25 protein-coding genes are annotated in these 25,433 nt (G+C 68.6%); 9 read left to right on the top strand and 16 right to left on the bottom strand.

Going from position 1 to position 25,433, the window contains the following annotated elements; translation table 11 throughout:
• Window positions 1–11: 11 nt before the first annotated feature.
• Genes AC5Y5W_RS21280 through AC5Y5W_RS21255 form a run of 6 tightly spaced genes read right to left on the bottom strand, consistent with a single transcriptional unit; the run spans window position 12 to window position 6,036 of the window.
• A complete protein-coding gene (locus AC5Y5W_RS21280) occupies window positions 12–347 on the bottom strand; it encodes a monovalent cation/H(+) antiporter subunit G (protein ID WP_499887460.1) in 336 nt (111 codons plus the stop codon).
• A complete protein-coding gene (locus tag AC5Y5W_RS21275; protein WP_500011485.1) occupies window positions 344–610 on the bottom strand; it encodes a monovalent cation/H+ antiporter complex subunit F in 267 nt (88 codons plus the stop codon). The genes AC5Y5W_RS21280 and AC5Y5W_RS21275 overlap by 4 nt, the downstream gene beginning before the upstream one ends.
• On the bottom strand, window positions 607–1,140 hold the full coding sequence (locus AC5Y5W_RS21270) for a Na+/H+ antiporter subunit E (protein ID WP_500011483.1): 534 nt from the start codon (window positions 1,138–1,140) through the stop codon (window positions 607–609). Before AC5Y5W_RS21270 ends, AC5Y5W_RS21275 begins: the two co-directional genes overlap by 4 nt.
• Window positions 1,137–2,726, bottom strand: coding sequence for a Na+/H+ antiporter subunit D (locus AC5Y5W_RS21265; protein ID WP_500011482.1), 1,590 nt, complete (start codon window positions 2,724–2,726; stop codon window positions 1,137–1,139). Before AC5Y5W_RS21265 ends, AC5Y5W_RS21270 begins: the two co-directional genes overlap by 4 nt.
• Entirely contained in the window at window positions 2,723–3,184 is a 462-nt protein-coding gene (locus AC5Y5W_RS21260) for a Na(+)/H(+) antiporter subunit C (protein WP_500011481.1), read from the bottom strand. The genes AC5Y5W_RS21265 and AC5Y5W_RS21260 overlap by 4 nt, the downstream gene beginning before the upstream one ends.
• Window positions 3,181–6,036: a Na+/H+ antiporter subunit A gene (locus AC5Y5W_RS21255; protein ID WP_500011479.1), complete on the bottom strand. Its 2,856-nt coding sequence runs from the start codon at window positions 6,034–6,036 to the stop codon at window positions 3,181–3,183. Before AC5Y5W_RS21255 ends, AC5Y5W_RS21260 begins: the two co-directional genes overlap by 4 nt.
• Window positions 6,037–6,328: 292 nt before the next feature.
• Between AC5Y5W_RS21255 and AC5Y5W_RS21250 the strand changes: the two genes are divergently transcribed.
• Window positions 6,329–7,351 carry a TIGR03617 family F420-dependent LLM class oxidoreductase gene (locus AC5Y5W_RS21250; RefSeq protein ID WP_500011477.1) on the top strand — a complete coding sequence of 341 codons (1,023 nt, stop codon included), beginning with the start codon at window positions 6,329–6,331 and terminating at the stop codon, window positions 7,349–7,351.
• A gap of 31 nt (window positions 7,352–7,382) precedes the next feature.
• Here the strand turns inward: AC5Y5W_RS21250 and AC5Y5W_RS21245 are convergent, their stop codons facing one another.
• Entirely contained in the window at window positions 7,383–8,204 is an 822-nt protein-coding gene (locus tag AC5Y5W_RS21245; RefSeq protein ID WP_500011475.1) for a DUF2867 domain-containing protein, read from the bottom strand.
• 21 nt (window positions 8,205–8,225) lie between these two features.
• Between AC5Y5W_RS21245 and AC5Y5W_RS21240 the strand changes: the two genes are divergently transcribed.
• Complete coding sequence (locus AC5Y5W_RS21240; protein WP_500011473.1) at window positions 8,226–8,822, top strand: TetR/AcrR family transcriptional regulator; 597 nt, start codon at window positions 8,226–8,228, stop codon at window positions 8,820–8,822.
• On the opposite strand, the gene AC5Y5W_RS21235 is transcribed toward AC5Y5W_RS21240, so the two are convergent.
• Genes AC5Y5W_RS21235 through AC5Y5W_RS21205 form a run of 7 tightly spaced genes read right to left on the bottom strand, consistent with a single transcriptional unit; the run spans window position 8,804 to window position 16,856 of the window.
• Complete coding sequence (locus tag AC5Y5W_RS21235) at window positions 8,804–10,966, bottom strand: AAA family ATPase (RefSeq protein ID WP_500011471.1); 2,163 nt, start codon at window positions 10,964–10,966, stop codon at window positions 8,804–8,806. The two genes, AC5Y5W_RS21240 and AC5Y5W_RS21235, sit on opposite strands and share 19 nt — an antisense overlap.
• Window positions 10,963–11,823: a CDP-alcohol phosphatidyltransferase family protein gene (locus AC5Y5W_RS21230; protein WP_500011469.1), complete on the bottom strand. Its 861-nt coding sequence runs from the start codon at window positions 11,821–11,823 to the stop codon at window positions 10,963–10,965. Before AC5Y5W_RS21230 ends, AC5Y5W_RS21235 begins: the two co-directional genes overlap by 4 nt.
• On the bottom strand, window positions 11,820–12,524 hold the full coding sequence (locus AC5Y5W_RS21225; RefSeq protein WP_500011467.1) for a phosphatidylserine decarboxylase: 705 nt from the start codon (window positions 12,522–12,524) through the stop codon (window positions 11,820–11,822). Before AC5Y5W_RS21225 ends, AC5Y5W_RS21230 begins: the two co-directional genes overlap by 4 nt.
• 29 nt (window positions 12,525–12,553) lie before the next feature.
• Entirely contained in the window at window positions 12,554–13,759 is a 1,206-nt protein-coding gene (gene moeA / locus AC5Y5W_RS21220) for a molybdopterin molybdotransferase MoeA (protein ID WP_500011465.1), read from the bottom strand.
• Entirely contained in the window at window positions 13,759–14,682 is a 924-nt protein-coding gene (locus AC5Y5W_RS21215) for an SDR family NAD(P)-dependent oxidoreductase (RefSeq protein WP_500011463.1), read from the bottom strand. Before AC5Y5W_RS21215 ends, moeA begins: the two co-directional genes overlap by 1 nt.
• A 52-nt stretch (window positions 14,683–14,734) precedes the next feature.
• The gene (locus AC5Y5W_RS21210) at window positions 14,735–15,151 is read right to left on the bottom strand and encodes an MmpS family transport accessory protein (protein ID WP_500011462.1); all 417 of its coding nucleotides are present in this window, start codon (window positions 15,149–15,151) and stop codon (window positions 14,735–14,737) included.
• Window positions 15,152–15,203: 52 nt separating this feature from the next.
• Entirely contained in the window at window positions 15,204–16,856 is a 1,653-nt protein-coding gene (locus tag AC5Y5W_RS21205; RefSeq protein WP_500011460.1) for a DEAD/DEAH box helicase, read from the bottom strand.
• A gap of 84 nt (window positions 16,857–16,940) precedes the next feature.
• Between AC5Y5W_RS21205 and AC5Y5W_RS21200 the strand changes: the two genes are divergently transcribed.
• From AC5Y5W_RS21200 to AC5Y5W_RS21185, 4 genes are all read left to right on the top strand, one after another.
• Window positions 16,941–17,633, top strand: a complete 693-nt coding sequence (locus AC5Y5W_RS21200) for a M24 family metallopeptidase (RefSeq protein WP_500011513.1) — start codon at window positions 16,941–16,943, stop codon at window positions 17,631–17,633.
• Between the two features lie 199 nt (window positions 17,634–17,832).
• The gene (gene groL / locus AC5Y5W_RS21195; protein WP_500011458.1) at window positions 17,833–19,458 is read left to right on the top strand and encodes a chaperonin GroEL; all 1,626 of its coding nucleotides are present in this window, start codon (window positions 17,833–17,835) and stop codon (window positions 19,456–19,458) included.
• Between the two features lie 85 nt (window positions 19,459–19,543).
• Entirely contained in the window at window positions 19,544–20,890 is a 1,347-nt protein-coding gene (locus AC5Y5W_RS21190; protein ID WP_500011456.1) for a bifunctional adenosylcobinamide kinase/adenosylcobinamide-phosphate guanylyltransferase, read from the top strand.
• Window positions 20,891–20,933: 43 nt separating this feature from the next.
• Window positions 20,934–21,320 carry a heme-binding protein gene (locus AC5Y5W_RS21185; RefSeq protein ID WP_500011454.1) on the top strand — a complete coding sequence of 129 codons (387 nt, stop codon included), beginning with the start codon at window positions 20,934–20,936 and terminating at the stop codon, window positions 21,318–21,320.
• On the opposite strand, the gene AC5Y5W_RS21180 is transcribed toward AC5Y5W_RS21185, so the two are convergent.
• Window positions 21,317–21,694, bottom strand: coding sequence for a pyridoxamine 5'-phosphate oxidase family protein (locus AC5Y5W_RS21180; protein ID WP_500011453.1), 378 nt, complete (start codon window positions 21,692–21,694; stop codon window positions 21,317–21,319). The genes AC5Y5W_RS21185 and AC5Y5W_RS21180 overlap by 4 nt on opposite strands.
• A gap of 31 nt (window positions 21,695–21,725) precedes the next feature.
• Here AC5Y5W_RS21180 and AC5Y5W_RS21175 point away from each other — a divergent pair, with 31 nt between their 5' ends.
• A complete protein-coding gene (locus tag AC5Y5W_RS21175; RefSeq protein ID WP_500011451.1) occupies window positions 21,726–22,742 on the top strand; it encodes an aldo/keto reductase family protein in 1,017 nt (338 codons plus the stop codon).
• 71 nt (window positions 22,743–22,813) lie between these two features.
• On the opposite strand, the gene AC5Y5W_RS21170 is transcribed toward AC5Y5W_RS21175, so the two are convergent.
• On the bottom strand, window positions 22,814–24,553 hold the full coding sequence (locus AC5Y5W_RS21170) for an N-acyl-D-amino-acid deacylase family protein (protein ID WP_500011449.1): 1,740 nt from the start codon (window positions 24,551–24,553) through the stop codon (window positions 22,814–22,816).
• Between the two features lie 23 nt (window positions 24,554–24,576).
• On the opposite strand from AC5Y5W_RS21170, the gene AC5Y5W_RS21165 reads away from it, so the two are divergent.
• Together AC5Y5W_RS21165 and AC5Y5W_RS21160 are read left to right on the top strand one after the other, a co-directional pair.
• Window positions 24,577–24,861 carry a VOC family protein gene (locus tag AC5Y5W_RS21165; protein WP_500011447.1) on the top strand — a complete coding sequence of 95 codons (285 nt, stop codon included), beginning with the start codon at window positions 24,577–24,579 and terminating at the stop codon, window positions 24,859–24,861.
• Window positions 24,862–24,871: 10 nt separating this feature from the next.
• Window positions 24,872–25,396, top strand: coding sequence for a mycothiol transferase (locus tag AC5Y5W_RS21160; protein ID WP_500011445.1), 525 nt, complete (start codon window positions 24,872–24,874; stop codon window positions 25,394–25,396).
• The last annotated feature ends 37 nt before the right edge of the window (window positions 25,397–25,433 follow it).

Here is a 25,433-nt window from a genome sequence, read left to right as displayed (position 1 = left end):
CGCTGTCGTCGTCAGTCCGTGTCATCGCTGCTTTCCATCTGGTCGACGGTGAAGCGTTGACGAATGTCTTGTTCGCGGTATGCCAGCTGGCCGACCCGGTGCGCAACCACCGGGGCGGTGAGCACGGTGAACGCCCCGGTCAAAACGAGCATCCCGACGTCGTAGTTGCCGCGTAGCCGGATCGCGGCTCCGGCCAGCACCAGCAGCAGGCCCAGCACCTGCGGTTTGGTTGCCGAATGCATGCGTGACAACGTGTCGCCGAAGCGGACGACGCCGATGGCCGCGGTCAGCGCCAGCGCGGATCCGCCCAGCACCAGCACCCCGGAGATGATGTCGAGGATGTTCATCGCGGTCCTTTGTCGGGGACCCGGAAGCGGGCCACACTGACCGATCCGACGAAGCTGATCAGCGCCAGCGCCGCCAGGCTGTAGGTCACGGTGCTGTCGAGGGTGAACGCCGCCCAGGTGCCGATGGCGCACATCGTCACCGCGATCAGCGTGTCCAATGCGACCAGCCGGTCCAGCGTGCTCGGACCGGCCAGCAGGCGAAACATCGTGATGGCGGCCGCGGCGCTCAGCAGTATCCCGGCGATCAGCCAGACCGTATTCATGTGGAAACTCCCTCGACGGGCCGCCAATCGTCGTCGCGCTCGTAGGCGGCCATCAGCAGCCGCTCAACCTCGGCGACCTGGCGGTAGAAGCGGCCGATCGAGCGGTCTGAACCGACGTCGACCACATGGCAATAGAACACTCGTCGCACCTGGTCGATCTCCAGCACGATCGATCCCGGGATCATCGTCAAGATGTTGACGGCCAGCACCAGCACCAGGTCGGATTTGATCGACACCTGCGCTCGCAACACACCGGCCGGCGGCGGCGGGCCGGGTTTGATGGCCAGCCACGAGACCTGAACGCTGGACACCACCAGATACCACGCGACCCGGATAAGCAGTCGCAGCACCGACAGTGGGTGCACCCGGCCCTGCACGGGCACCGGTGGCATCGGCAGTAGCCACGTAATCGTCAGCGCGACAACCACTCCGCTCAGCGCGTTGGCCGCCGAGTAGGTTCCCCACAGCAACACCCACACGCCGGTCAGGGCGAGCAGGGTGCTGATTCGCAGAGCGGCGGCCCGCCTCATCGCACCGCCCCTAACACCGCAGAGATGTAGTGGCCGCGGTCGAGCACCTCGGCGGCGGCCCGGTCGCTGTAGGCGAAAAGCGGTCCGGCGAACACCGTCAACGCCACACCGACAGCGATGAGCGCGACGGTCGCCGCGATCATGCTGATCGGCATCCGGCCGACGTCGTCGCGATCCTCGAATGCGATGTCTTCGGTATCCTCGAGCAATACCGCCGCGCGCGCCGCCACCAGCTCACCGTCGGGAGCATCGACGCGAGGGCGCCAAAACGCTTTGGTCCATACCCGCGACACCACATACAACGTCAGCAGGCTGGTCACCACCCCACCGGCGACCAGCACCCAAGCCAGCACCGATCCGTCGACCGTGCCGGCCCGCAACAGGGCCACCTTTCCGATGAATCCTGAAAACGGCGGTATACCACCAAGATTCAGCGCAGGGAGGAGAAAGATGAAGGCCAGCAACGGGTTTGCGGCCAGGCCACCGAGCCGCTGCAAGCTCGACGCGCCGCCTTGGCGTTCGATCAGGCCCGTCGCCAGGAACAGCGTGGTCTGCACGACGATGTGGTGCGCCACGTAGTAGATGGCACCGGACATGCCGGCCTGACTGGACAGCGCCACCCCGAACACCATGTAGCCGATGTGGCTGACCAGCGTGAAGGACAGCAGACGTTTGATGTCGCTTTGCGCGATGGCGCCGAGAATGCCGACCAGCATGGTCAACAACGCGGCCACCAGCAACAGGTGGTTCAGCCCGGCGTCGGGGAACAACAGCGAATGGGCCCGGATGATCGCATAGATACCCACCTTGGTCAGAATCCCGGCGAACACCGCGGTGACCGGTGCCGGCGCGGTGGGGTAGGAGTCCGGCAGCCACGCCGACAGTGGAAAAACCGCGGCTTTGATGCCGAAGGCGATGAGCAGCACCGCGAACATCGCGCTGCGGGTGCCCGCGCTGAGGCTGCCGATCCGCACTGCCAGCTCGGCCATGTTCAGCGTGCCGGTCGCGGCGTAGATCAGCGCGATTCCGAGCAGGAATATCAGCGACGAGACCAGCGACACCATCACATAGCCGATGCCGGCTCGTATCCGAGCGGCGCTGGCGCCGATGGTCAGCAGCACATAGCTGGCGCTCAACAGCACTTCGAACCCGACGAACAGGTTGAATAGGTCACCGGCCAGAAACGCCATACACACACCGGACGCCAGCGCGAGGTAGGTGGGCAGAAAGATCGACACGGGCTGGCGGTCTCCGCCGTCGCGGATACCTTGACCGATTGCGTACAGCACCACGGTCAGCAACACGATCGACGAGACCACCAGCATCAGCGCCGAGAGCCGGTCGACGACGAGCGTGATGCCCAGCGGGCCCAACGCGGTCGGTCCCCAACCGCCGACATGCAGTGCCAACGTGCCGTCCCGGTCGGTCAGGTACAGCAGCGCCGCGCAGATCACCACGATCATCGAGAGGGCGGCCAAGGTGACCGCGCGCTGCAGTCGTGGCCGTCGGCCCGCGACCAGCGTCACGGCCGCGCCGATGGTGGGCACCAGCACCGGAAGCGGAACAAGGTTGGCTGCCAACGTCATCGCGACCCCTGGTGGCCCGGCAGCGCGTCGAGCTCGTCGGGTTCGTCGGTGTCGGGGTAGGGCTCCGACGGGTCGGCGTCGACGTCGGCGGCTTCCTCGTCCGATAGCTGCGCGACGCGGGTGTCCTCGGGGTCTTTGCCGACGGCCTCGGCGGCGGTCAGTCGGTAGGAGCGGTAGGCCAGCGCCAGCACGAAGGCCGCCACGCCCATCGTGATCACGATCGCGGTCAGCACCATGGCCTGCGCCAGCGGGTCGGCGGCGGACTTGTCCGGGGTGTCGTGACCGTAGATCGGCGAATCGCCGGGCGGGCCGCTGACATTGACGATGAGCAGGTTGACGGCATTGCTGATCAGCAGCAGGCCCAGCAACATCCGGGTCAGCGTGCGTTCCAGCAGCAGATAGACCCCGCAGCTGGTGAGGCCGCCGATCGCGAGTAATGGAATCAGGTCGACGGTCATGGTGTCCGCCCCGCCGATGCCGGATTGGTCAGGTCTTCGCCGACCCGGACGCCGAGGCTGCGTAGCACGTCGAGCACCAGACCGACCACGATCAAATACACGCCGAGGTCGAAGAACACCGTGGTGACGAACTTGACGTGGCCCAACACCGGAATGTCGAAGGCCACCATCGCCGACGACAGCGCCGGCGCGCCGAGCAGCAGGGATGCGATCGCGGTGCCCGCCGACAGGCCGAGCCCGACCCCGAGGATCTTGCCGGCGTCCAGCGGCAGTGTCTCGCCCAGTTCGTAGGGCCCACCGGCCAGATAACGCAACACCAGCGCCAGCCCCGCGGTCAGGCCGCCGGCAAAGCCGCCGCCGGGATGGTTGTGGCCGGTGAAAAAGAAATACACCGACACCACCATGATCAGCGGGAAGATGATCCGGGTGGTGACCTCCAGAACCAGCGAGCGGTAACGCGGGTCGCGGTATTCGCTGCCGCGCAGCCAGGTGGTGTCGCTGATCGCCGGGCTGTAGGGGGTGGCGGGAAGGGGCCCGATGTCGGGTTGACCGTTTTGCGGGATTCGCGGGGCCGAGCCGAACCGGCGGTGCCGGAACACCAGCGACGCCACACCGGTCGCCGCAACCAGCAGCACCGAGATTTCGCCGAGGGTGTCCCAGGCCCGGATGTCGACCAGCAGGACGTTGACGGTATTGGCGCCGTGACCGCGCAGATAGGCCGCGTCGGGCAGCAGGCTTGCGATCGAGGTCCCGCTGCGAGCCGCGATGGCGAACATCGCCAGCACGGTCACGGCGGCGCCGACGGCCACGGCCAGCGCCGCGCGAGGCAGCCGCCGGTGCGTGATGTCGTCGACGTCGGCCGGCAGGGTCCGTAGTACCAGCACGAAGACGACCAGCGTCACGGTCTCCACCAGGAACTGCGTCAGCGCCAAGTCGGGCGCGCCGTGGAACGCGAACACCGCACCACAGGCGTAGCCGGTGACGCCGACCGTCAGCACGGCGGCCAGCCGGTTGCGCATCACCGTCGCGCCCAGCGCGCCGGCCAGCAGCAAGCCGGCCAGCATCCCTTGCAGCGGAGAATCCCACAGCCGCAACGACAATCGGTCCCGGGTCCCCAGTGCCAGCGCTGCCGTCGGGACCAGCACCAGCGTCGTCAGAATCACCGACTGGGTGGCCGGGATCGAGCCGCGCTGAGTCCCGCCGGTCAACCGCACCGACACCACGTCGAGGCCGCGGACGACCGCGTCGTAAACGCGGTCGGCGTTACCCAGCGGCAGCCACACCAGCCGCGCGCGCCGCAACCAGGCCCGCCCGAAGAAGGCCGCCGCACCCAGGGCCACCACCAGCGCCGAGAGCAGCAGCGGCAGACCCAGCCCGTGCCACAGCGCCAGCCGGTAGCCGCCGTCGGCGTAATCGTTCAGCAGTCGCCCCAGCGGTGCGGGAGCCAGGCCCAGCAGCAGACCGGCGGCGGCCAGGACCGCCGGCGCGATCAGGAACGTGGCGGTGGGTCGGTGCAGAGCTGCGACCGGGGCGCTCGGGGCGTCGCGGCTCTTGCGCGCAAACGCGCCCCAGAGGAACCGCAGGCTGTAGATCATCGTGAACACTGACCCGACCGCGACCGCGCCCAGCACGTATGGCGCGGCCGTCCCCAGCGACGAACTGTCCGCCAGCGCCGCAAATCCGGCTTCTTTGGCCACGAAACCCAGAAACGGCGGCAGCGCCGCCATGCTGGCGGTGGCCGCGGCGGCGATCACCAGCAACGACGGACAGCGATTCCCCAGCCAAGCCAGCCGGCGCACGTCCCGGGTGCCGGTGGCGTGGTCGATGATCCCCACCACCATGAACAGCGTGGCCTTGAATATCGCGTGCGCGCACAACACGGCCAGGCCGGCCAGCATCAGATCGCGGTCGCCGCTGCCGACCAACACGGTGATCTGTCCGAGCTGGCTGACCGTTCCGAACGCCAGGATCAGCTTCAAGTCGTATTCGCGGACCGCGCGCCAGCCGGCCAGCAACATGGTGACCGTCCCGAGGATCACCACGGTGGGGCGCCAGCCTGGTGAGTCCGCGAATCCGGGGGTCATCCGGGCGACCAGATACACCCCGGCTTTGACCATGGCGGCGGCGTGCAGATAGGCGCTGACCGGAGTGGGGGCCGCCATCGCGCCGGGTAGCCAGAAGTGCAGCGGCACGATCGCCGATTTGCTCAGTCCGCCGACCAGAATCAGTAACACCGCGACGGCGACCGCGGTGCCCGACGGGGGATTGGCTATCACGTCCGACAGCAGATAGCTGCCGGCGGCCTGGCCCAGAATGATGATCCCCGCCAGCATCGCCAATCCGCCGGCCGTGGTCACCAGCAGGGCTTGGCTGGCGCCGCGGCGGCTGTTCAGACGGTCGGCGTAGTGCCCGATGAGCAGGAACGACAACACCGTCGTCAGCTCCCACAAGACGTAGAGCATCAGCATGTTGTCGGCCACCACCAGGCCGAACATGGTGCCGGCGAACGCGACCAGCTCGGCGGCAAAGCTGGGCAACCGGTTCTCAAGATGTCCGTCGTGGTGGCGGAAGTAGTCGGCGCAATAGACCAGCACCAGCGCGCCGACGCCCAAGACCAGGGCGCTCAAGATCGCGGCGAGCGGGTCGAACCGCAGCGCGACGTTCAGGGACAGCTCGGGCACCCAGTTGAACTGCACTGTGTGGTCGGTGTCGCTGGGCCAGTTCAGCACCACCCAGCTCAGCGACCCCAGCGGCACCAGCGCGAGCGGATAGAACGCCCACCGGCCGTATCTGCGCACCAGCAGCGGCGCCAACGCAGCGGCAGCCGCGTGGGCAAGCAGGATGGCGAGCATGGCACTCCGGTGTCGGGGTGTCGTTGAGCCCCCGCGCAAGAGGGCAAAGCGGGGCGTCACCCTGTAGGGCAATATCGCCTGGCAGTCTACCGATGAATCCGGTATCGCGCGACGTCAGCTAACACCTGTTTCGTTGCTACGCCAACGGAACAGCAAGCGTCGCAGGCAGTTTCACGACTTCATCGAATTACTCGGACGGCACCCGGTTGCAGCGGTGACCGTTCGTGCAGTAGAAGTCTTTATCGGGCGAAGTGATGAGCCGTCAAACCGATTGTCCGGGTGAGTTATCGAGATGCAGGTACATCTTCAAGTCGACGGATCGCCGGTCCGTGCGCGGGCAAACGCGGCAGAGATCGCCGCGGCCGGCGCCGACGGCCTGTTCACCTTCGAGGGCCCGCACGACGTGTTCTTTCCATTGGTCGCCGCGGCCGACGCGACCAGCCTGGAGCTGATGACGAACGTCGCGATCGCCGGGCCCCGCAGTCCGCTGCATCTGGCGCACGCCGCTTACGATCTGCAGGTCTACAGCGGCGGCCGGTTCCGGCTCGGACTGGGTTCGCAGATCAGGCCGCATATCGAAAAGCGTTACGGCAGTCGGTGGGAGCGGCCGGCCGCGCGAACCGGCGAGGCCATCGCCGCAATCAAGGCGATATTCGCCGCGTGGGAAGGGCAGTGTCGCCTGAATTTTCGCGGTGAATTCTTTACGCACACCTTGATGCCGCCCAATTTCAACCCTGGGCCCAATCCATTCGGACCGCCTCCGGTGCTGATGGGCGCACTGGGTCCGGTGATGACGCGCACGGCGGCGGAAGTCGCCGACGGCCTGCTCGTCATGCCGTTCAACAGTGCCCGCCACTTCGCCGAACGCACGATCCCCGCCGTGGAAACGGGGCTGCAGCGTGCACAACGGCCGTCCGGAGAGTTTGCGATCATCGCTCAGGTGATGGTTGCCGTTGGCCGTGACGACGCTGATCTGGCAGCCGCGATTGACGGGGTGGCATCCCTGATCGCGTTCTACGGCTCGACTCCGGCCTATCTGCCCGTGCTTGAGACCGAGGGGTGGGCGGATGCCCAGCCGGAGCTCAACGCGCTGTCCAAACAGGGCCGCTTCACCGAGATGCGCAATCTGGTCACCGAAGCGATGGTGGCGCGGATCGGGATCGTGGGAACTCCCGAGCAGTGTGCGCAGCAGATCGCCGCGCGGTTCGGCGAGCACGCCGCCGAGGTGTGCTGTTATTTCCCCGGTTACACGCCGCGCAGCGCCGATGTTGCCGACTTTATCGACGCCCTGCACTGGATCCCTGTCCTGCGATGAGCGGCTTGGGGCACAGCGTGTTTCGCGTTGCTTAGGAGGCTGACCACTGCGCGGTGGCGTCTTTACGGGCGCTGCGCTCCATCAGTCGCGGTGCGAGCATTCGATGCAATGGGCCGACCAAAGCCCACACCGTGCGGGCCGCGATTTTGCGCCGATAGTGCAGACGTGTGGTGAGCACGGCGCGTCGGCCACGCCGCAGCGTCAGTTCGCCGTGCATGAGCGGTCCGTCCGTCGCCAGCACGATCTCGTCGTGCTCCGAATGCATGATCGTCCAGCCGATTGCGTGCCCAGGCGAGGCGGGCGGACCCAGGGAAAACCGCAGGATGTGGCGGTGGATCCAGAAGACCAGCCGTCCCAGCACAACCGGTGTGCCCAGCGCGTCGCGAAAAGCTTGTTCGGCAGTGCGCACGTCGCCGTGACCGATTGGAGCTTCGAACGTGTCCGTGTAATCGGCCGCGGTTTCCACGAGCTGCCCCGGCGCGGCAATCACCGCTGCCGCAACGCGTTTGAGCATCCAGCGCACCACGACGCGATGCGCGCCGCTGCCGATGACCAGCGCGCGATAGATCGTGCCGTGCAGACCCGGAAATGCCGCCCACGTCTGTGAGCGCACCCGAGTGCGCTGCGGGCCTTCGGAGTCCAATTCGAACACCCACCGATAGACCGCGAACGGGTGCCGGCCTTTCAACACCAGGCGTACCGGCGGCGTCGCTTCACCGAGGACAAAGCCCACCGGGACCGTCGAGGGGTCGTTCGGGTCAGTGCAGACCACTCGAAGCAGCGCCGACCACGTGTCTGCCGCCGGCGCGTCGATCGATATGGCATGCTCGTCGATATAGGGTAATCGTTTCATATAGAAGGAATGTACTAGATCGTGGCGCCGCCGCGGAAGCATGAAACCGATGTGATCCTCGACGCAACGCGTTCGCTGGTGTTGGTGGATGGTCCGCGGGCGGCCAGTGTCGCGGCGATCGCGAAGGCGAGCGGCGCGCCGGCCGGGACGTTGTATCACCGCTTCGGTAACCGCAACGGCATCCTGACCGCCGCCTGGCTGCGTGCGCTCGAACGTTTCCAGGCGCGGGCGATCGCCGCCGCCGGCGACAGCCCCCTCGAGACCGCCGTCGCGATGGCCGTGGCGGCGATCGACTTCATGCGCGAGCACCCCGAGGATGCCCGGCTACTGCTGACCATCCGGCCGGGCGATCTGCTCGACGGCGAGCCCGACGCCGCGTTTCAGCAGGTCCTCAGCGCCCGGAACGCGCCGCTGCTGGAACGGCTGCACGCCTTGGCCGGCGAGCTGTACGGCAGCAGCGATCCGCGCTGCGTCGATGCCGTCGCCAGAGCCGTCGTTGACCTGCCCTATGCCGTTGTCCGGCGGCACGCGCACGACAAGCTGATCCCGGACTGGTTGGAGGAGGATGTCGCCGCGGCCGTGCGCGCGTTGCTGACGAGCTATCGGGTCTCGGCATAAGCGCGCAGGGCAGCCACCTGCCCGGGATCCAGCGAGGGCCGGATGGTTTCGCGTGCCGCGGCGATATCGGCGGCGGTGATGTCGGCGGCATCGATGTTGCGCCGCATCGCGGCCAGCGCGGCTTCGCGCAACAGCGCCGCACAGTCCGCGGCGCTGTAGCCGTCCAAATCGGCTGCCAGCACGGCCAAGTCGACATCGGTGTGCAGCGGAATCGACTTGCCGGCGGTGCGCAGGATGTCGTGGCGGGCTGCGGCGTCGGGCGGTTTGACGAACACCAGCTTTTCCAACCGGCCCGGCCGTAGCAGCGCGGCGTCGATCAGATCGGGCCGGTTGGTGGCGCCGACTACCACGACGTCGCGCAGCGGCTCGATGCCGTCGAGCTCGGTGAGCAGCGCGGCCACGACTTTGTCGCTCACGCCGGAGTCGAAGCTCTGCCCGCGCCGCGGCGCCAGCGCGTCGAGCTCGTCGAGGAACACCAACGACGGCGCCGAATCGCGTGCGCGGCGGAACAACTCGCGGACCGCCTTCTCCGAGGAGCCCACCCATTTGTCCATCAACTCCGAGCCCTTGACCGCGTGCACGCTCAGTTGACCGGTGCTGGCGAGCGCGCGGACCAGAAACGTCTTGCCGCAGCCGGGCGGGCCGTAGAGCAGCACGCCGTGCGGCGGCTCGACGCCGAGCCGGGCGAAAGTGTCGGGATGTTGCAGCGGCCAGAGCACCGCTTCGGTGAGCGCCTGTTTGGTGGCCGCCATGTCGCCGACGTCGTCGAGGGTCACGTCACCGGGCGACGGCTGGCCTCCGGTCGACCGGGACAGCGGCCGGATGACGGTCAGCGCGCCGAGCAGGTCGTCGTGAGTCAGCTGCGGCGGCCGGCTATCGGTGCTGGCGCGGGAGGCGGCACGCAATGCCGCCTCGCGCACCAGCGCGGCCAAATCGGCGACGACGAAACCCGGTGTGCGGCCGGCGATCTCGGCGAGGTCCAGGTCGGCGGCCGGAACACCCTTCAGCAGCCCCGCCAACAGGGAGCTTCGGGTGGCGGCGTCGGGCAGGCTCAATCCCAGTTCGCGGTCGCACAGGTCGGGCCCGCGCAGCCGCGGGTCGAGGTTTTCCGGCACCGCCGAGGTGGCGACGAACGCCACCCCCGCCGTGGCCACCGCCGACCGCAGCTCGGCCAGGATCAGGGTCGCCACCGGTTCGGCGGTCGCGGGCAGCAGCGCGTCGATGTCGGCGATCAGCAGCACGCCGCCGCCATCGCGTATCCCGGCGACCGCGGCGGCAACGGTTTTCCGGCGTTCGTCGGCAATCAGCGCGCCGACCTCGGGACCGTCCAGCTCGACCAGCCGCCGGCCGGCGCACACCGCTCGCACCAGCGTCACTTTCCCGACGCCGGCCGGGCCGGACACCAGAACACCCAGATTGGTTGTGGCGCCCAGAGTTTCGAGTAGGTCCGGCTGATCCAGCGCCAGCTTGAGCCACTCGGTGAGCTTGGCGGCCTGGGCCTGAGAGCCTCTGAGGTCCTCGAGCGCGACCGTCTCCCGGTCGGCGGCTGCGCTGAGCGCTGCCGGCGCGACACCGGCACCCCAGCTCACCAGCGAATTGGGTTGCACGCTGACCGGCCCGGCCGGGTCCACGCCGGTCACCGTGAGCAGCTCGGAGGTCCAGCTGATGCCGACCGCCGACGCCAGCGCCCGGCTGGCCTCGGTCGTCGAGGTGCCCGGCCCCAGATCGCGGGGCAGCAGCGATACGGCGTCGCCGACGGTGACCACCTTGCCGAGCAGAGCCTGCCGCAACGTGGCCGGTGGAACCGACTGGGTGGCGACCGCCGAACCGCTCAGCGTCACCGAGCGGGCGCCGCACACGGCGGCCGGGCTGATGATGACGGCGCTGTCCTCGCGCAACCCGGCGTTGGACAACGTCACATCGTCGAGCAGCGCGGCGAACGCCGGGATGTCGGCGACCGTTACGGCGACCACTGCCGCGGTGGTCCGCGAGCCGGTCAGCGACACCGCATCCCACTCCCGAATTCCCAGGGCCGCAATGGCTTCCGGGTGCAGGCGCACCACACCGCGACGCGAGTCGACCGCCGACGTGTTCAGCCGCGCGGTCAGGGTCAGCTGCCGGCCACCCCTGGGCGGCGGTGTCATGGCGTCCGGCCGGGCTTACGCAAACCCAGCCGCGCCATCGACCGCCGGTTGGGTTGCGCCCGGCGGATGGCGCGGCGCACGGCGCGCCGCTGCTTGGGCTCATGCTCCCAGGCCTCGGGATGCTCGGCCAACCAGCGATGGCTGCGCACCGAGAACGGGATGTGGAGCAGGTAGGCCGCGATGGCGACCATGACCAGGATGTAGGGGAACAGGAACGCGGCCGCGGCGACGATCGCCAACGCCGCCAACAGCACCGCCGCCAAATTCGGCGGCACCGACACGGCGTGCATTTTTTTCATCGGCAGCCTGCTGACGACCAGGATCGAGCAGCCCGCGATCCAGGCGCAGACGAACCACGGCGTCGTCCACCAGCCGTCGCCGAACTGCAATTTGGCGGCCAGCGGGCCCAGCGTCGCGATGGCCCCGGCCGGGGCGGGCATCCCGACGAAGAACTCGCGCGTGTATGCCGGCAGGGTGGCGTCGTCGAGCAGCGCATTGAACCGGGCCAGCCGCAACACGATGCACACCGCGTAAAGCAGCACCACCACCCAGCCCGCCGGCAACGCCGCCAGCAACGACACGTAGACCACCACCGCGGGCGCCACCCCGAAGTTCACCGCGTCGGCCAGCGAATCGATCTCCTCGCCCATCCGTGACTCGGCGTCCAGGATGCGGGCCACCCGCCCGTCCAGCCCGTCGAGGATGGCGGCGGCGGCGATCAGCGCCATCGCGATGTGCGGCTGGGCCTCCAACGCGAACTTGATCGAGGTGAGCCCGGCGCAGATCGCCAGCACACTCATCGAGCTGGGCAGGATGCGCAGGTTGACTGCTCGGCGGGTCCGGGGTCTGGTGATCATGACAGTTGGGCCAGCACCGTTTCGCCGGCCAGCGTGCGCTGCCCGACCAGGACCGAGGGTTCGGTCCCGGCGGGAAGATAGGTGTCCAGCCGGGAGCCGAACCGGATCAGGCCGTAGGTGTCGCCGATCGACAGCTTGTCGCCGGCGCGCGCGTCGCAGACGATGCGCCGAGCTAGCAGTCCCGCGATCTGTACGACGACGATCTCGGCGCCGTCGGCGGTGCGGATCCGCATGCTGATGCGTTCGTTGTCTTCGCTGGCCGCGGCCAGGTCGGCCGAGCCGAACCGGCCGGGCCGGTGGTGCACGGCGAGCACCTCGCCGCTGACCGGGGACCGTTGCACGTGCGCATCCAGTAGCGACAGGAAGATGCTGATCCGCGGCAGCGGGGTGTCGGGCAGGCCGAGTTCGGCGGGCGGCGCCGCCGTGTCCACCAAGCACACCAGGCCGTCGGCGGGTGCGACGACGACACCCGGGCGGCTGGGCGGTACCCGCGGCGGGTGGCGGAAGAACCCCGCGCAGGCGCCCGCGGTCAGCAGACCGGCCCGGCGCAACCATCGGTGGTTGCGGCCGGCCAGGGCAAGGCCCAGGCCGGCGGAGATGAACGGCAGCCCGGCCGGATGTACCGGCGGAACGGTCGAGCGCAGCAGCGCTACCAGGCGTTGTGGGCCGGAGAGACCGGCGGGGCGGGGGCGTCGTGCCACCCGGTCATCTTACGGAGCGGCGTGGGCGCTCAGCGCAGGTCCCAGATCCGTAGCTCCGATCCGGCCGGGAGCTGCTCGACGTCCTCGGAAATGTCGAGTAGGCAGTTCGCCGACGCGAACCAGCGCAGATGGTGTGACGCCGGCGGGCCCCAGCTGGTGACGGTGCCGGCGTCGGGGTCGAACACTCCGCGCCGGAACTGGCGCTTACCGGGAGGCGACCGCAGCGCTTCGGTGAGCACCGCCGAACGTCGCGGCCGGTGCGCATCGGGCAGGCCCATCGCGGTGCGCAGCGCGGGGCGGATGAACACCTCGAAGGACACCAGCGCGCTGACCGGATTGCCGGGCAGCGTGATGATGGGCGTGCGCGCCACCCGGCCGGTGCCCTGCGGCATGCCGGGCTGCATGGCCACCTTGACGAAGTCCACGCCTTGATCGCCGTCGCGGCCGAACGCGTCTTTGACCACTTCGTAGGCGCCTGCGCTGACGCCGCCGCTGGTGATGATCAGATCCGCCTCGGCGGCGTAGCGGTCCAGCACCGCGGCGAACTGCGCGACATCGTCGCTGACGGCCGGCGTGGCGACGACGTCGGCGCCGGCGTCGCGGACCGCCGCGGCCAGCATGATCGAGTTGGATTCGTAGATCTGGCCCGGCTGCAGCGGCGTGCCCGGCGACACCAGCTCCGACCCGGTGGAAATCACCAGCACCCGCTGCCGCGGTATCACCGGCAGTTCGTGCAGGCCCAGCGCTGCGGCCAACCCCACCGCCGCCGGGGTGACCACCTGCCCGGCCCGTAACACCGTGGTACCCGTGGCGACGTCCTCGCCGGCGCGGCGGATGTGGCGCCCCTCGTCGGCGGCCTCGCGGATCGTCACGACGTCGGTCTGCCCGTCGGTGGCTTCGACCGGCACCACCGCCGTTGCCCCGGCCGGCATCGGCGCGCCGGTCATGATGCGGTGTGCGGTTCCGGCCTCGAGAGTGGGAATGTCGGTGCGGCCGGCCGGAATATCCTCGGCCACCGGCAGTTTTACCGGTTGCTCGGCTGTCGCGTCGGCGATGTCGGCGGCCCGCACCGCATAGCCGTCCATCGCGGAGTTGTCGAACACCGGCAGCGAGACGGTCGCCGCCACGTCGGCGGCCAGCACCAGATGCTCAGCTTCGGCGAGGCCGGCGGTGGCGGCCGGACGCGCGGCGATCAGCTCGTCGACGACACGCTGATGTTCTTCGACCGAACGCATCAGACCGGGAACGTCACGTCGGTGAGTTCCTCGGAGACCGCCCACAGCCGTCGTTGCAGTTCCTCGTCGTGAGACTGCGCGCTGGACGACACCAGCTTCGGGTGGCCGCGCTGCTCGCCCAGGCCGTCGGGGCCGTAGTACTGACCGCCCTCGACGTCGGGGTCGGTGGCCGCCCGCAGCGTCGGCAGCGCGCCCATCGCCGCGCTTTGGAAGATCAGCGGACCCAGCACCGAGGCGACCGGTCTCAGGATGGTCGGGATGTTGCGCGCCAATTCAGTGTTGGAGCCGCCGGGGTGTGCGGCCACCGCGATGGTGTTCTTCTGCTGCTCAGCGAGCCGCCGCTGCAACTCGTAGGTGAACAAAAGGTTGGCCAGCTTGGATTGTCCGTACGCGGCGATCCGGTCGTAGCGGCGTTCCCACTGCAGGTCGTCGAAGTGGATGGCTGCGCGGATCCGGTGGCCCATGCTGCTGACGGTCACCACCCGCGATCCGCGGACGCCCAGCAGCTGGTCGAGCAGTAGCCCGGTCAACGCGAAGTGGCCGAGATGGTTGGTGCCGAACTGCATTTCGAACCCGTCGGCGGTGACCTGTTTGGGTGTCCACATCACGCCGGCGTTGTTGATCAGCAGGTCGATGCGCGGGTAGGCCGAACGCAGCCGGTTGGCCGCGGTGCGGACCGAATCCAGCGAGCTCAGGTCGAGTTCCTGCAACGTGACGTCGGCCGCGGGGTGGGCGGCGACGATGCCGGCCAGCGCGGCGTTGCCCTTCTCGAGGTTGCGTACCGCCAGTACGACGTGCGCGCCGCTCTGGGCCAGCACCGCGGCGGTGTGATAGCCCAGGCCGGTGTTGGCACCGGTGACGATCGCGATCCGGCCACTCTGGTCCGGCACGTCGGCGGCGGTCCATTTGCCTGCTGCGCTCATGGCGCCAAACGATACCTAGGGATGATCGGTTGTGCCCGACGGCATTCTCGGATTAGCCGGAGGTGCCGCGATACCCCGAGCCCACGTTGACCATGTTGCACCAGGCGCCCGTGCCGGCGTTCTTGGGTGCGTTGTTGGTCTTCGAGACGACCGTACGCCCAGCTACCGAAACCCGGCACGTCACCGACCCGGGATCGCCGCCGGGATGAATGCCGCTGAAACTCAGCGAAGGCGCGCTTCCGTTGTAGTCGTATGCCGTTGACCACGGCAAGCCCACGACAGCGGTCTCGGGCTCGTCATCGGCTCCGAAGTACGACACCTGGACACCCTCGGTAAAAGTTCCTGTCAACTCGAACACCATCGGCGTCGACGCGAATGCCGTTGCCGGAGCTGCCAGCAGCAGCCCGCCGCCAAGCCCAACGACAGCGGCCAGCCTCGTCATGCGACCGGTGGCAAATTTCGTTCTCATGCGTCAATTGCAGCACCGTGAGCAGCTCATCGTCAGGCGATCGGCGTATCCGTTACAACTTCCGCGCCGCTTCGATGCGGGTCTTGAGTTGATCGGTGGTCGCCGCCGCCACCGGCGGTCCGCCGCAGATGCGCCGCAGTTCGTTGTGAATCCAGCCATGTGGCTTGCCCGTTCGGTGATGCGCCGCCGACACCAACGCATTGAGCTCGCGGCGCAGATCGCGCAGCTGACCGTGCCGGATGACCGGCTCGGCGTCACTGCCGCGCCGCTCCAGCTGCTCGGCCTGGCGGCGACGCAACAGGTCTCGCATCTGCCCGGCATCCAACAGACCCGGGATGCCGAGGTAGTCGTCCTCGTCGCCGCCGGTACCGAACGACGCGCCGTCGAAGATGACCTGGTCCAGCTCGGCGTCGGCGCCCAGCGAGGTGAACCCGTTCTCGATCTCCGACGGCTCGCTCTGGCGGCGCTGCGCGGCGACCAGCTCGTCGCTCTCCCGGTGCGGCTTACCCAGCACGTGGTTGCGTTGCGCCTCCAGCTCGCTGGCCAGCAGCAGCAGCGCGGGCACCGACGGCAGAAACACACTCGCCGTTTCCCCGGGCCGCCGGGACCGGACAAAGCGGCCGATCGCCTGCGCGAAGAACAGCGGTGTCGAGGCGCTGGTGGCATAGACGCCCACCGCCAGCCGCGGGACGTCGACGCCCTCCGACACCATCCGCACCGCGACCAGCCAGCGGCTGGTGTCCGCGGCGAACCGCGCGATGCTTTCCGACGCACCCGGGTCGTCGGAGAGCACGACGGTCGGTGTCTCGCCGGTGATCCTGGTCAGCAGGCCGGCGTAGGCGCGCGCGGCCTTCTGGTCCGAGGCGATCACCATGCCGCCGGCGTCGGGCACGCCGCCACCGCGCAACTGCCGCAACCTCGTGTCGGCCGCAGCGATAACCGCCGGCATCCACTCGCCGGCCGGGTCCAGCGCGGTGCGCCAGGCCCGGGCGGTGTGCTCGACGCTCAGTGGCTCGCCGAGCCGAGCGGCGTACTCCTCGCCGGCGCTGTCCCGCCAGCGGGCCTCACCGGAGTAGGCCAGAAACACCACCGGCCGCACTACGCCGTCGGCCAGCGCCTCGGTGTAGCCGTAGGTGTGGTCGGCCTGCGAGCGCAGCAGGCCGTCGCGGTCGGGCGCGTAGTGCACGAACGGGATGGCGGCGTCGTCGCTGCGAAACGGTGTGCCGGTCAATGCCAACCGGCGGGTGGCGTCGCCGTAGGCCTCCCGGATGGCCTCGCCCCAGCTTTTGGCATCGCCGCCGTGGTGGATCTCGTCGAAGATGACCAGGGTTCGCCTGCTCTCGGTGCGCACCCGGTGCCGCGCCGGGTGACTGGCCACCTGGGCGTAGGTGACGACGACGCCGTCGTATTCGGTCGAGGTGTGGGCGGCGGTATTGCGGAACTTCGGGTCCAGCGCGATGCCGTCGGCAGCCGCCGCCACGGCCCATTGCACCTTGAGGTGTTCGGTGGGCACCACCACGGTGATCGCCTCGATGCTGCGATCTGCCAACAGCTCCGCGGCGATGCGCAGAGCAAACGCGGTCTTACCCGCGCCGGGGGTGGCGACCAGCAGGAAATCGCGCGGTTTGCTGGTCAGATAGCGCACCAAGGCTCGCCGCTGCCAGCCCCGCAACGCTCGGGTGCTGGGCGCATCGGTTGCCCGCACCCGAGGACTCCTATCTGTCGAGATGCACTGTAGCGCAATGGCATCGGAGCGTGGGTAGGTCGTACCATCATTGCGGTGGGCAAGCTGGTCGCGGAGGAAAGCGTTCGGGTGGCGCGGCTGCTCGACGCGCAAGACAAGGCGGCGCGGCTGTTCGACGAGATCGCACGCCGCGGCATGCTGCGCGGCGGTATCAGCGAGCGGGAGCTGTCCGACGAGATCCGTGACCTGGCCGCCGACATGTTCGGGATGGCGCAGCACTGGCACAAGCGGGTCGTGCGCGCCGGCGAGAACACTCTGCAGCCATTTGCCGAGAACCCGCCGGATCGAGTGATTGCCGCCGACGACATCGTGTTCTGCGACTTCGGCCCGATCTTTGAGCAGTGGGAGGCCGACTTCGGGCGCACCTTCGTGCTGGGCGACGACCCGGACAAGATCGCCCTGCGCGACGCGCTGCCCCGGGTGTGGCGGGCCGGGCGTGCCTACTTCGATGAGCATCCGGAGGTCACCGGCGCCGAACTGTTCGACCACGTCGTCGAGCAGGCCCGGGCCGACGGCTACGAGTGGGGCAGCCCCATCGCGGGGCACCTGGTGGGGCAATTCCCGCACAAGACGCTCGCCGGCGACGGCGCGCAGTGGTACCTCAAACCGGGATCCGGCCGGCCGATGCGCCGCCTGGACGGCTCGGGGCTGCCGTGCCACTGGATCCTCGAGGTCCATCTCGTCAACCCGGTGCGCGGTTTCGGCGGGTTTTATGAAGAGCTGCTCGACCTGCCCTGAGCCGGCGCGGAGCCCGGGGTATGTGACCTTGCACTCTCCATGGGCGAGTGCTAAGAATGTGTTGGCACTCGCGACCGGTGAGTGCTAGGTCGGGACGGTGAGGCACGGGCCGCGCCAGCGGAAACACACCCGAGCCGTCCGTCGCGGGCACTGCACCCGGCCAGGACGTGTCATCCCCAATCGGAGGAATCACTTCGCAATGGCCAAGACAATTGCGTACGACGAAGAGGCCCGTCGCGGCCTCGAGCGGGGCCTGAACAGCCTCGCCGACGCGGTAAAGGTGACGTTGGGCCCCAAGGGTCGCAACGTCGTCCTGGAGAAGAAGTGGGGCGCCCCCACGATCACCAACGATGGGGTTTCCATCGCCAAGGAGATCGAGCTGGAGGACCCCTACGAGAAGATCGGCGCCGAGCTGGTCAAAGAGGTCGCCAAGAAGACCGACGACGTCGCCGGTGACGGCACCACCACGGCCACCGTGCTGGCCCAGGCGCTCGTCAAAGAGGGCCTGCGCAACGTCGCGGCCGGCGCCAACCCGCTGGGCCTGAAGCGCGGCATCGAGAAGGCCGTCGAGAAGGTCACCGAGACGCTGCTCAAGGGTGCCAAGGAGGTCGAGACCAAGGAGCAGATCGCTGCCACCGCGGCCATCTCGGCCGGCGACCAGTCGATCGGCGACCTGATCGCCGAGGCGATGGACAAGGTCGGCAACGAGGGCGTCATTACCGTCGAGGAGGCGCAGACCTTCGGCCTGCAGCTCGAGCTCACCGAGGGGATGCGCTTCGACAAGGGCTACATCTCCGGCTACTTCGTGACTGACCCCGAGCGTCAGGAAGCCGTGCTCGAGGAGCCCTACATCCTGCTGGTCAGCTCCAAGGTGTCCACCGTCAAGGACCTGCTGCCGCTGCTGGAGAAGGTCATCCAGTCGGGCAAGCCGTTGCTGATCATCGCCGAGGACGTCGAGGGCGAGGCGTTGTCCACCCTGGTCGTCAACAAGATCCGCGGCACCTTCAAGTCGGTGGCGGTCAAGGCCCCCGGCTTCGGCGACCGCCGCAAGGCGATGCTGCAGGACATGGCGATCCTGACGGGCGGCCAGGTCATCAGCGAAGAGGTCGGCCTCTCCCTGGAGACCGCTGACGTGTCGCTGCTGGGCAAGGCCCGCAAGGTCGTGGTGACCAAGGACGAGACCACCATCGTCGAGGGCGCCGGTGACTCCGACGCCATCGCCGGCCGGGTGGCCCAGATCCGCGCCGAGATCGAGAACAGCGACTCCGACTACGACCGCGAGAAGCTGCAGGAGCGGCTGGCCAAGCTGGCCGGCGGCGTTGCGGTGATCAAGGCCGGGGCCGCCACCGAGGTGGAGCTCAAGGAGCGCAAGCACCGCATCGAGGACGCGGTGCGCAACGCCAAGGCCGCCGTCGAGGAGGGCATCGTCGCCGGTGGTGGCGTGACCCTGCTGCAGGCGGCTCCGTCGCTGGACGAGTTGAAGCTCACCGGTGACGAGGCCACCGGCGCCAACATCGTCAAGGTGGCGCTGGAGGCTCCGCTGAAGCAGATCGCCTTCAACTCCGGGCTGGAGCCCGGCGTGGTGGCCGAGAAGGTCCGCAATTCGAAAGCCGGTACCGGTCTGAACGCCGCCACCGGTGAGTACGAGGACCTGCTCAAGGCCGGCGTCGCCGACCCGGTCAAGGTGACGCGTTCGGCGCTGCAGAATGCGGCGTCCATCGCGGGCCTGTTCCTGACCACCGAGGCCGTTGTCGCCGACAAGCCGGAGAAGGCGGCCGCTCCGGCGGGCGACCCGACCGGTGGTATGGGCGGCATGGACTTCTGAGTCTGGTTGTCAACGGGAAGGCCCGGTCTGCTTCGGCAGGCCGGGCTTTTTCGTCTGCACGTCGCGATGGGATGCTCGTAGCACTATGGAGATTCTGTTGCTGGGCACCGGCAGCAGCGACGGCTGGCCCAGCCCGTTCTGCTGCTGCGCCTCCTGCCGGTCGGCGATGGCCGTCGGCGAGATCCGCGGTCAGACCGCCGGGCTGCTTGACAACACGGTGCTGCTGGACTGCGGTCCCGAGGCGCCCCGGGCCGCGATGCGACGCGGCCGCTCGCTGGCCGATGTGCGCCACATCCTGTTCACCCACGGCCACAGCGACCACGTCGGGCCGGCGGCGCTGCTGATGCGGCACTGGGCCGGCCGGACCGAGCCGCTGGAGGTGCTTGGCCCGCCGAGCGCACTGAAGCAGTGCCAGGATTGGGTCGCCCCCGACGACCCCGTCCGGTTCGTCGAGGTCCACCCCGGCGATGACGTCACGTTGGACCGGTATCGGGTGCGGGTTCTGGAGGCGGCCCACGATTCCGAGCTCGGCGCCGATGCCGTCCTCTACGACATCGCCAGCGGCGACGACCGGATCCTGTGGGCCACCGACACCGGTCCGCTGCCGGACAGCGTGCACGCCGCGATCGCGGGCGCCGGCTTCGACGCGGTGTTCCTCGAGGAGACGTTCGGGACGTTCACCGACCACGGCACCGAGCACCACGACCTGCCGACATTCGCGCGCACACTCGCGCGACTGCGCCAATCCGGTGCCGTCGTCGACAGCACCGACGTCGTCGCGATCCACCTGAGCCATCACAACCCGCCCGGTGCCGAACTGGCGCACGCGCTGGGTCAGTGGGGAGCACGCCCGGGGCGCGACGGGGAAGTGGTGCGAACCGGCGCGGCCCGCCCCGACTCTGTGCGTCCGGTCCGCACCCTGGTGCTCGGCGGGGTGCGGTCGGGCAAGTCGGCCTACGCCGAGACGCTCCTGGCCGCCGAGCCCGAGGTGATTTACCTGGCTACCGGCGGCACCCGGGACGGCGACGAGGAATGGGCAGAACGGGTGAAGCTGCACCAGGCGCGTCGGCCGGCATCCTGGCGAACCGTCGAAACCGCCGATGCGGCAGCGCAATTGCGCGCCGCCGGGGCGCCGGTGCTGCTGGACTGCCTGGGCACCTGGCTGACCGCTCGGATCGACGTCCATCAGGCGTGGGACGGCGATGGGCTGGACGCCGTGCACGCCGACATCGACGAACTGGTGGCGGCCTGGCGGAACTGCCCGCTACCGGTGGTGGGGGTGAGCAACGAGGTGGGCAGCGGTGTCGTCCCCGCGACCCCGTCCGGGCGGTTGTTTCGTGATCTGCTCGGCACGGTGAACGCGCGGATCGCCCGCGAAAGCGAGGCCGTCGTGCTCATGGTGGCGGGTATGCCGGTGCCGTTGCGCGGATAACGTGGCTCCAGGCATCCGCCTGACCACGAAAGGACCCACCCCAATGAAAATCTCTGCAACGTGTTTGTGGCCCATTGCGATCAGCGTGGCTGCCGTTTGTGCGCTGGGTGGCGTGGTGGCGTCGCAGCCGGCCGACGCGGCACCCGACCCATGCACCGCTGCCGGCCTGTCGACCACCGCCAGCGGTGTGCTCAGCGACGCCGGTGGATACCTGGGCAGCCACCCGGGAGCCAACGATGTGCTGACCAATGCGGTCCAGCAGCCACCGGCAGACGCCCGGGCGTCGGTCCGGGGCTATTTTGCCGGCCACCTCAACGAGCTGACTGATCTGCAACACATCGCGCAGCCGCTGTCTAACCTGCGAAACCAGTGCGGTGTGTCGGTGTCGCCGGGACAACTGGCCACCCTCTTCGAAGCCTTGTCGGGCTAGGTTTGTACGGCGAGGTTCACGCAGTCGTAGGCGGGGCCGCAGGTGCTCGGCGGGGATTCCGCGGTGGCGGGCCGGTGCAGCACAGCGCGGGTGGGCCTGACCGTCAGCGGGTCGATGTTCTCGGCGTGGCCGTCGACAATCAGCGAGTAGCCGCCCGGCACCTGCGGCGGCCACAGCACGGTGACGTCGCGGTGGGCTTCGGTGTTGGCTCGGGTGTGCCGACCGACCGTCCCGATCTGCAGCACACCGTCGTTGAGGACCGGGGTGACGGCCGCGGTGTGTGCCCGGTATTCGTCGTCGACGCTGATCACGTAGGCGAACCCATAGTCGCGCAGGGTGTCGCCGAGCCGGTCGACATCCACCTTCTTGCTCATGGTTCGAGCTTACTTCGGCAGGATGGGGCGTATGGAATTCCGCTACCTCGGCAACTCGGGTCTGCAGATCTCGGAGATCACCTACGGCAACTGGCTTACTCATGGCTCACAGGTCGAAAACGACGTCGCCACCGCCTGTGTGCGCGCCGCGCTCGACTGTGGCATCACCACGTTCGATACCGCTGACGTGTACGCCAACGGCCGCGCCGAGGAGGTGCTCGGCGCGGCGCTGAAGGGCCAGCGTCGCGAGTCGCTGGAGATCTTCACCAAGGTGTACTGGCCCACCGGGCCCACCCCATTGGGTAAGAACGACACCGGCCTGTCGCGCAAACACATGATGGAAAGCATCGACGGGTCGCTGCGCCGGCTGCAGACCGACTACGTCGACCTGTACCAGGCCCACCGCTACGACTCCTTCACCCCGCTGGAAGAGACCATGCAGGCCTTCGCCGACATCGTCCGCGCCGGGAAGGCGCTCTACATCGGGGTCAGCGAGTGGACCGCCGCGCAGATCCGGGCCGCTCACGCGTTAGCGCGCCAACTCAGGGTGTCGTTGATCTCGAGTCAGCCGCAGTACTCGATGCTGTGGCGGATCATCGAGCCCGAGGTCGTCCCGGCCTGCCGCGAACTGGGGCTGAGCCAGATCGTCTGGTCACCGATGGCCCAAGGTGTGCTGTCCGGTAAGTACCGCCCCGGTCAGCCGCCGCCGGCCGGGTCACGCGCCACCGATGAGAAGGGCGGCGCGAACTTCATCAAGCGGTTCATGACCGACGATGTGCTCGAGCGGGTGCAGCAGCTGCGCCCGATCGCCGAGGAGCTGGATCTGACCACGGCGCAACTGGCCGTCGCGTGGGTGCTGCAGAACGACAACGTCGCCGCGGCGCTGGTCGGTGCGTCGCGTCCGGAGCAGGTAACCGAGAACGTCAAGGCGGCCGGGGTGCAGATTCCCGACGAGCTGCTGGCCCGCATCGACCAGGTGCTCGGCGACGTGGTCACCCGCGACGCGGAGCTGGTGGCGAGATCGACCCCGGAGCAGCGCATCGTTTGACCGTTCCGGCACTCCGTTGAGATTGCATCCAGGGTCGTGATCCCGACGAGTTCACAGCCCTACGTGCAATCTCAACGACTATGGGAGGCGGCGGGCACGGCTTGCCGCCCGCGCACCAGCCGGCCCGGGCGAGCGTCGGTGGGCGCACCGTCGCGGGCGATCACCTCGCCGGCGACGATCGTTGCCACATACCCGTCGGCGGTCTGGTCGAGGCGGCGCCCGCCGGCGGGCAGGTCGTGGGTGACTACCGGCTTGTGCAGCCGTAGCCCCGCGTGGTCGATGACGTTGAGGTCGGCTTTGTAGCCGACGGCGACGCGGCCGCGATCACCCAACCCGGCGACCCGGGCCGGCACCGACGTCAGCTCGCGGATTGCCTCGGCCACCGACAGCCGGCCCGACGCCCGGTCACGGGCCCAGTGCGTCAGCAGATACGTGGAATAGCTTGCGTCGCAGATCATCCCGTAGTGGGCGCCGCCGTCGCCCAGGCCCAGCACGACGTCGTCGCGGCGGATCAGCTCACCAACTGTGGTCAGCGAGTTGGTCTGGAAGTTGGCCATCGCGCCGAGCAGGATCGCATGACCGTCGTCATCAAGCAGCCGGTCGTAGGCCTCCTCGGCCGGGCCCACCCCACGCGCCCGGGCCCGGGCCGCGATGCTGTTGGCCGCGTCAGGCTCGTAATTGGGGTCGTCGCCCAGTGGGAAGATCCAATCCCAGGCCTGCGCCAGGTAGAACAGCGGATTGATCGCGGCCTCGGTCGGCTTGTCGGCCAGAATGCGGGCCCGCACCTCCGGCCGACGCATCTGCGCGACCCGCTCGGCCAGTGGCAGGCCGGCGATCTCGCGATAGCTGGGATAGAGCATGAACGGGTTGACCGTCAGGTCCAGGCCGATCATCAGCCCGATCGGCCGGGGCAGAACCTGCGCGGTGATATCGGCGCCGGCGCCGTTGGCCTTTTCCACCATGGTGATCGCGTCTTCCCACAGCGGGTCACCGGAGTTGCCGACCACCAGCGTGAACGTCACCGGCAGCCCGGTGTCCCCGGCCGCGTCGAACACCTGCTGCAGCACCGGCTGATACCCGCCGGCCGGGATGTCCGGCACAAACTGGATCAGGCCGCCGCCGCCGTCGGCGATGCCGCGGGCGATCTCGAGGATCTCGTTCTCCCCGGCGTCGTAGCTGGGAATCTGCCGACCGCCTTCGGTGCGGTGCGTCGCCAGCCGCGACGACGCAAACCCCAACGCGCCGAGCTCGACGGCCTCCTTGGCCAGCGCCCGCATCTTGGCCAGGTCGTCGGCGGTGGCCGGTTCGCGGTCAGCGCCGCGCCGGCCCATCACGTAGACCCGCAGCGGGGAGTGCGGCAGATAGGCCCCCACGTCAATATCGAGCTGTCGCGACTCCAAAGCATCCAAGAATTCGCCGAAGGTCTCCCACGTCCAGGGCAGGCCGTCGGTCATCACGACGCCGGGAATGTCCTCGACGCCGGCCATCACGTCGACCAGCACGTCGTGGTCTTCGGCGCGGCATGGCGCAAAGCCCACTCCGCAGTTGCCCACCACGACCGTGGTCACGCCGTGCGCCGACGACGGATTCAGCCGGTCCGACCAGATCGCCTGGCCGTCGTAGTGGGTGTGCAGGTCGACGAACCCGGGCGTGACCAGGAGCCCGGTCGCATCGATCTCCCGGTCGCCGGGACCGTCGAGGACGCCGACTGCCGCGATCACGCCGTCGCGTACCCCGACATCACCGACGTAGGGCTCACCTCCCAGCCCGTCGACGATGGTGCCGTGGCGGATGACGAGGTCGTAGGTCATCTAAATAATCTACGACTCCGTCGGTGGCCCATGCCAGGCTCTCTATTCATGATCGATCACTTCGGGACGGCGATCCGGCCTTCTGGATCGCCGAGGGGACCGGGATGGGGCCTAACCGCGAGATCCATGTCGCTTTCCAAGCCGCCGACACCGAAGCGGTCACGGCGTTTTACGAAGCTGCGCTGGCGCTCGGCGCCGAGTCGTTGCACGCGCCGCGGCTGTGGCCGGAGTATCACCCCGGCTACTTCGGTGCGTTCGTGCGTGACCCCGACGGCAACAACGTCGAGGCGGTGTTCCACGGGGCGTAGCGTCGGCAGCATGGCTGAATCCGATGCCGCTGCCCAGGAGTTACTTCGCGATTCGTTCACCCGGTTGGTCGAGCACGTCGACCAGATCACCGACGGGCTCACCGAAGAACAGTCCAGCTACCGGCAGAGTCCCAACGCCAACAGCATCGCGTGGATGATCTGGCACAGCGCCCGGGTGCAGGACGTGCAGCTTGCCGACATCGCCGGCGTCGAGCAGGTCTGGACTCGCGACGGCTGGGTGGATCGGTTCGGGCTGGATTTGCCCCGCGACGACACGGGCTACGGCCACAGCCCCGAAGATGTGGCGAAAGTGCAGGCCTCGCGCGACCTGTTGGCCGGCTACTACCACGCCGTGCACAAGCTGACGCTGGAGTACGTCGCCACCGTCACCGGTGACGAGTTGGCCCGCGTGGTCGACACGCACTGGGATCCGCCGGTAACGGCCAGCATGCGACTGGTCAGCATCATCGACGACTGCGCCCAGCATCTGGGCCAGGCCGCCTACGTGCTCGGCGTCGCGCATCGGCGAACGTGACAGCCCGGGGCGAACTTGACACCTGTCGACCCACGTC

This window comes from Mycobacterium sp. NGS51 (genome assembly GCF_059812525.1).
The sequence above is the reverse complement of the archived record's forward strand: the minus strand, read 5'-3'. Positions and strand labels throughout refer to the sequence as shown.

Excerpts from the sequence above, each read along its gene's own strand:
- AC5Y5W_RS21275 (WP_500011485.1), bottom strand. The coding sequence starts at position 610 with ATGAATACGGTCTGGCTGATCGCCGGGATACTGCTGAGCGCCGCGGCC.
- AC5Y5W_RS21215 (WP_500011463.1), bottom strand. The coding sequence starts at position 14,682 with ATGAGCGCAGCAGGCAAATGGACCGCCGCCGACGTGCCGGACCAGAGT.
- AC5Y5W_RS21270 (WP_500011483.1), bottom strand. The coding sequence starts at position 1,140 with ATGAGGCGGGCCGCCGCTCTGCGAATCAGCACCCTGCTCGCCCTGACC.
- AC5Y5W_RS21185 (WP_500011454.1), top strand. The coding sequence starts at position 20,934 with ATGAAAATCTCTGCAACGTGTTTGTGGCCCATTGCGATCAGCGTGGCT.
- AC5Y5W_RS21175 (WP_500011451.1), top strand. The coding sequence starts at position 21,726 with ATGGAATTCCGCTACCTCGGCAACTCGGGTCTGCAGATCTCGGAGATC.
- AC5Y5W_RS21190 (WP_500011456.1), top strand. The coding sequence starts at position 19,544 with ATGGAGATTCTGTTGCTGGGCACCGGCAGCAGCGACGGCTGGCCCAGC.
- groL (WP_500011458.1), top strand. The coding sequence starts at position 17,833 with ATGGCCAAGACAATTGCGTACGACGAAGAGGCCCGTCGCGGCCTCGAG.
- AC5Y5W_RS21265 (WP_500011482.1), bottom strand. The coding sequence starts at position 2,726 with ATGACGTTGGCAGCCAACCTTGTTCCGCTTCCGGTGCTGGTGCCCACC.
- AC5Y5W_RS21210 (WP_500011462.1), bottom strand. The coding sequence starts at position 15,151 with ATGAGAACGAAATTTGCCACCGGTCGCATGACGAGGCTGGCCGCTGTC.
- AC5Y5W_RS21160 (WP_500011445.1), top strand. The coding sequence starts at position 24,872 with ATGGCTGAATCCGATGCCGCTGCCCAGGAGTTACTTCGCGATTCGTTC.
- AC5Y5W_RS21280 (WP_499887460.1), bottom strand. The coding sequence starts at position 347 with ATGAACATCCTCGACATCATCTCCGGGGTGCTGGTGCTGGGCGGATCC.
- AC5Y5W_RS21230 (WP_500011469.1), bottom strand. The coding sequence starts at position 11,823 with ATGATCACCAGACCCCGGACCCGCCGAGCAGTCAACCTGCGCATCCTG.
- AC5Y5W_RS21245 (WP_500011475.1), bottom strand. The coding sequence starts at position 8,204 with ATGAAACGATTACCCTATATCGACGAGCATGCCATATCGATCGACGCG.
- AC5Y5W_RS21250 (WP_500011477.1), top strand. The coding sequence starts at position 6,329 with ATGCAGGTACATCTTCAAGTCGACGGATCGCCGGTCCGTGCGCGGGCA.
- moeA (WP_500011465.1), bottom strand. The coding sequence starts at position 13,759 with ATGCGTTCGGTCGAAGAACATCAGCGTGTCGTCGACGAGCTGATCGCC.
- AC5Y5W_RS21170 (WP_500011449.1), bottom strand. The coding sequence starts at position 24,553 with ATGACCTACGACCTCGTCATCCGCCACGGCACCATCGTCGACGGGCTG.
- AC5Y5W_RS21180 (WP_500011453.1), bottom strand. The coding sequence starts at position 21,694 with ATGAGCAAGAAGGTGGATGTCGACCGGCTCGGCGACACCCTGCGCGAC.
- AC5Y5W_RS21255 (WP_500011479.1), bottom strand. The coding sequence starts at position 6,036 with ATGCTCGCCATCCTGCTTGCCCACGCGGCTGCCGCTGCGTTGGCGCCG.
- AC5Y5W_RS21235 (WP_500011471.1), bottom strand. The coding sequence starts at position 10,966 with ATGACACCGCCGCCCAGGGGTGGCCGGCAGCTGACCCTGACCGCGCGG.
- AC5Y5W_RS21260 (WP_500011481.1), bottom strand. The coding sequence starts at position 3,184 with ATGACCGTCGACCTGATTCCATTACTCGCGATCGGCGGCCTCACCAGC.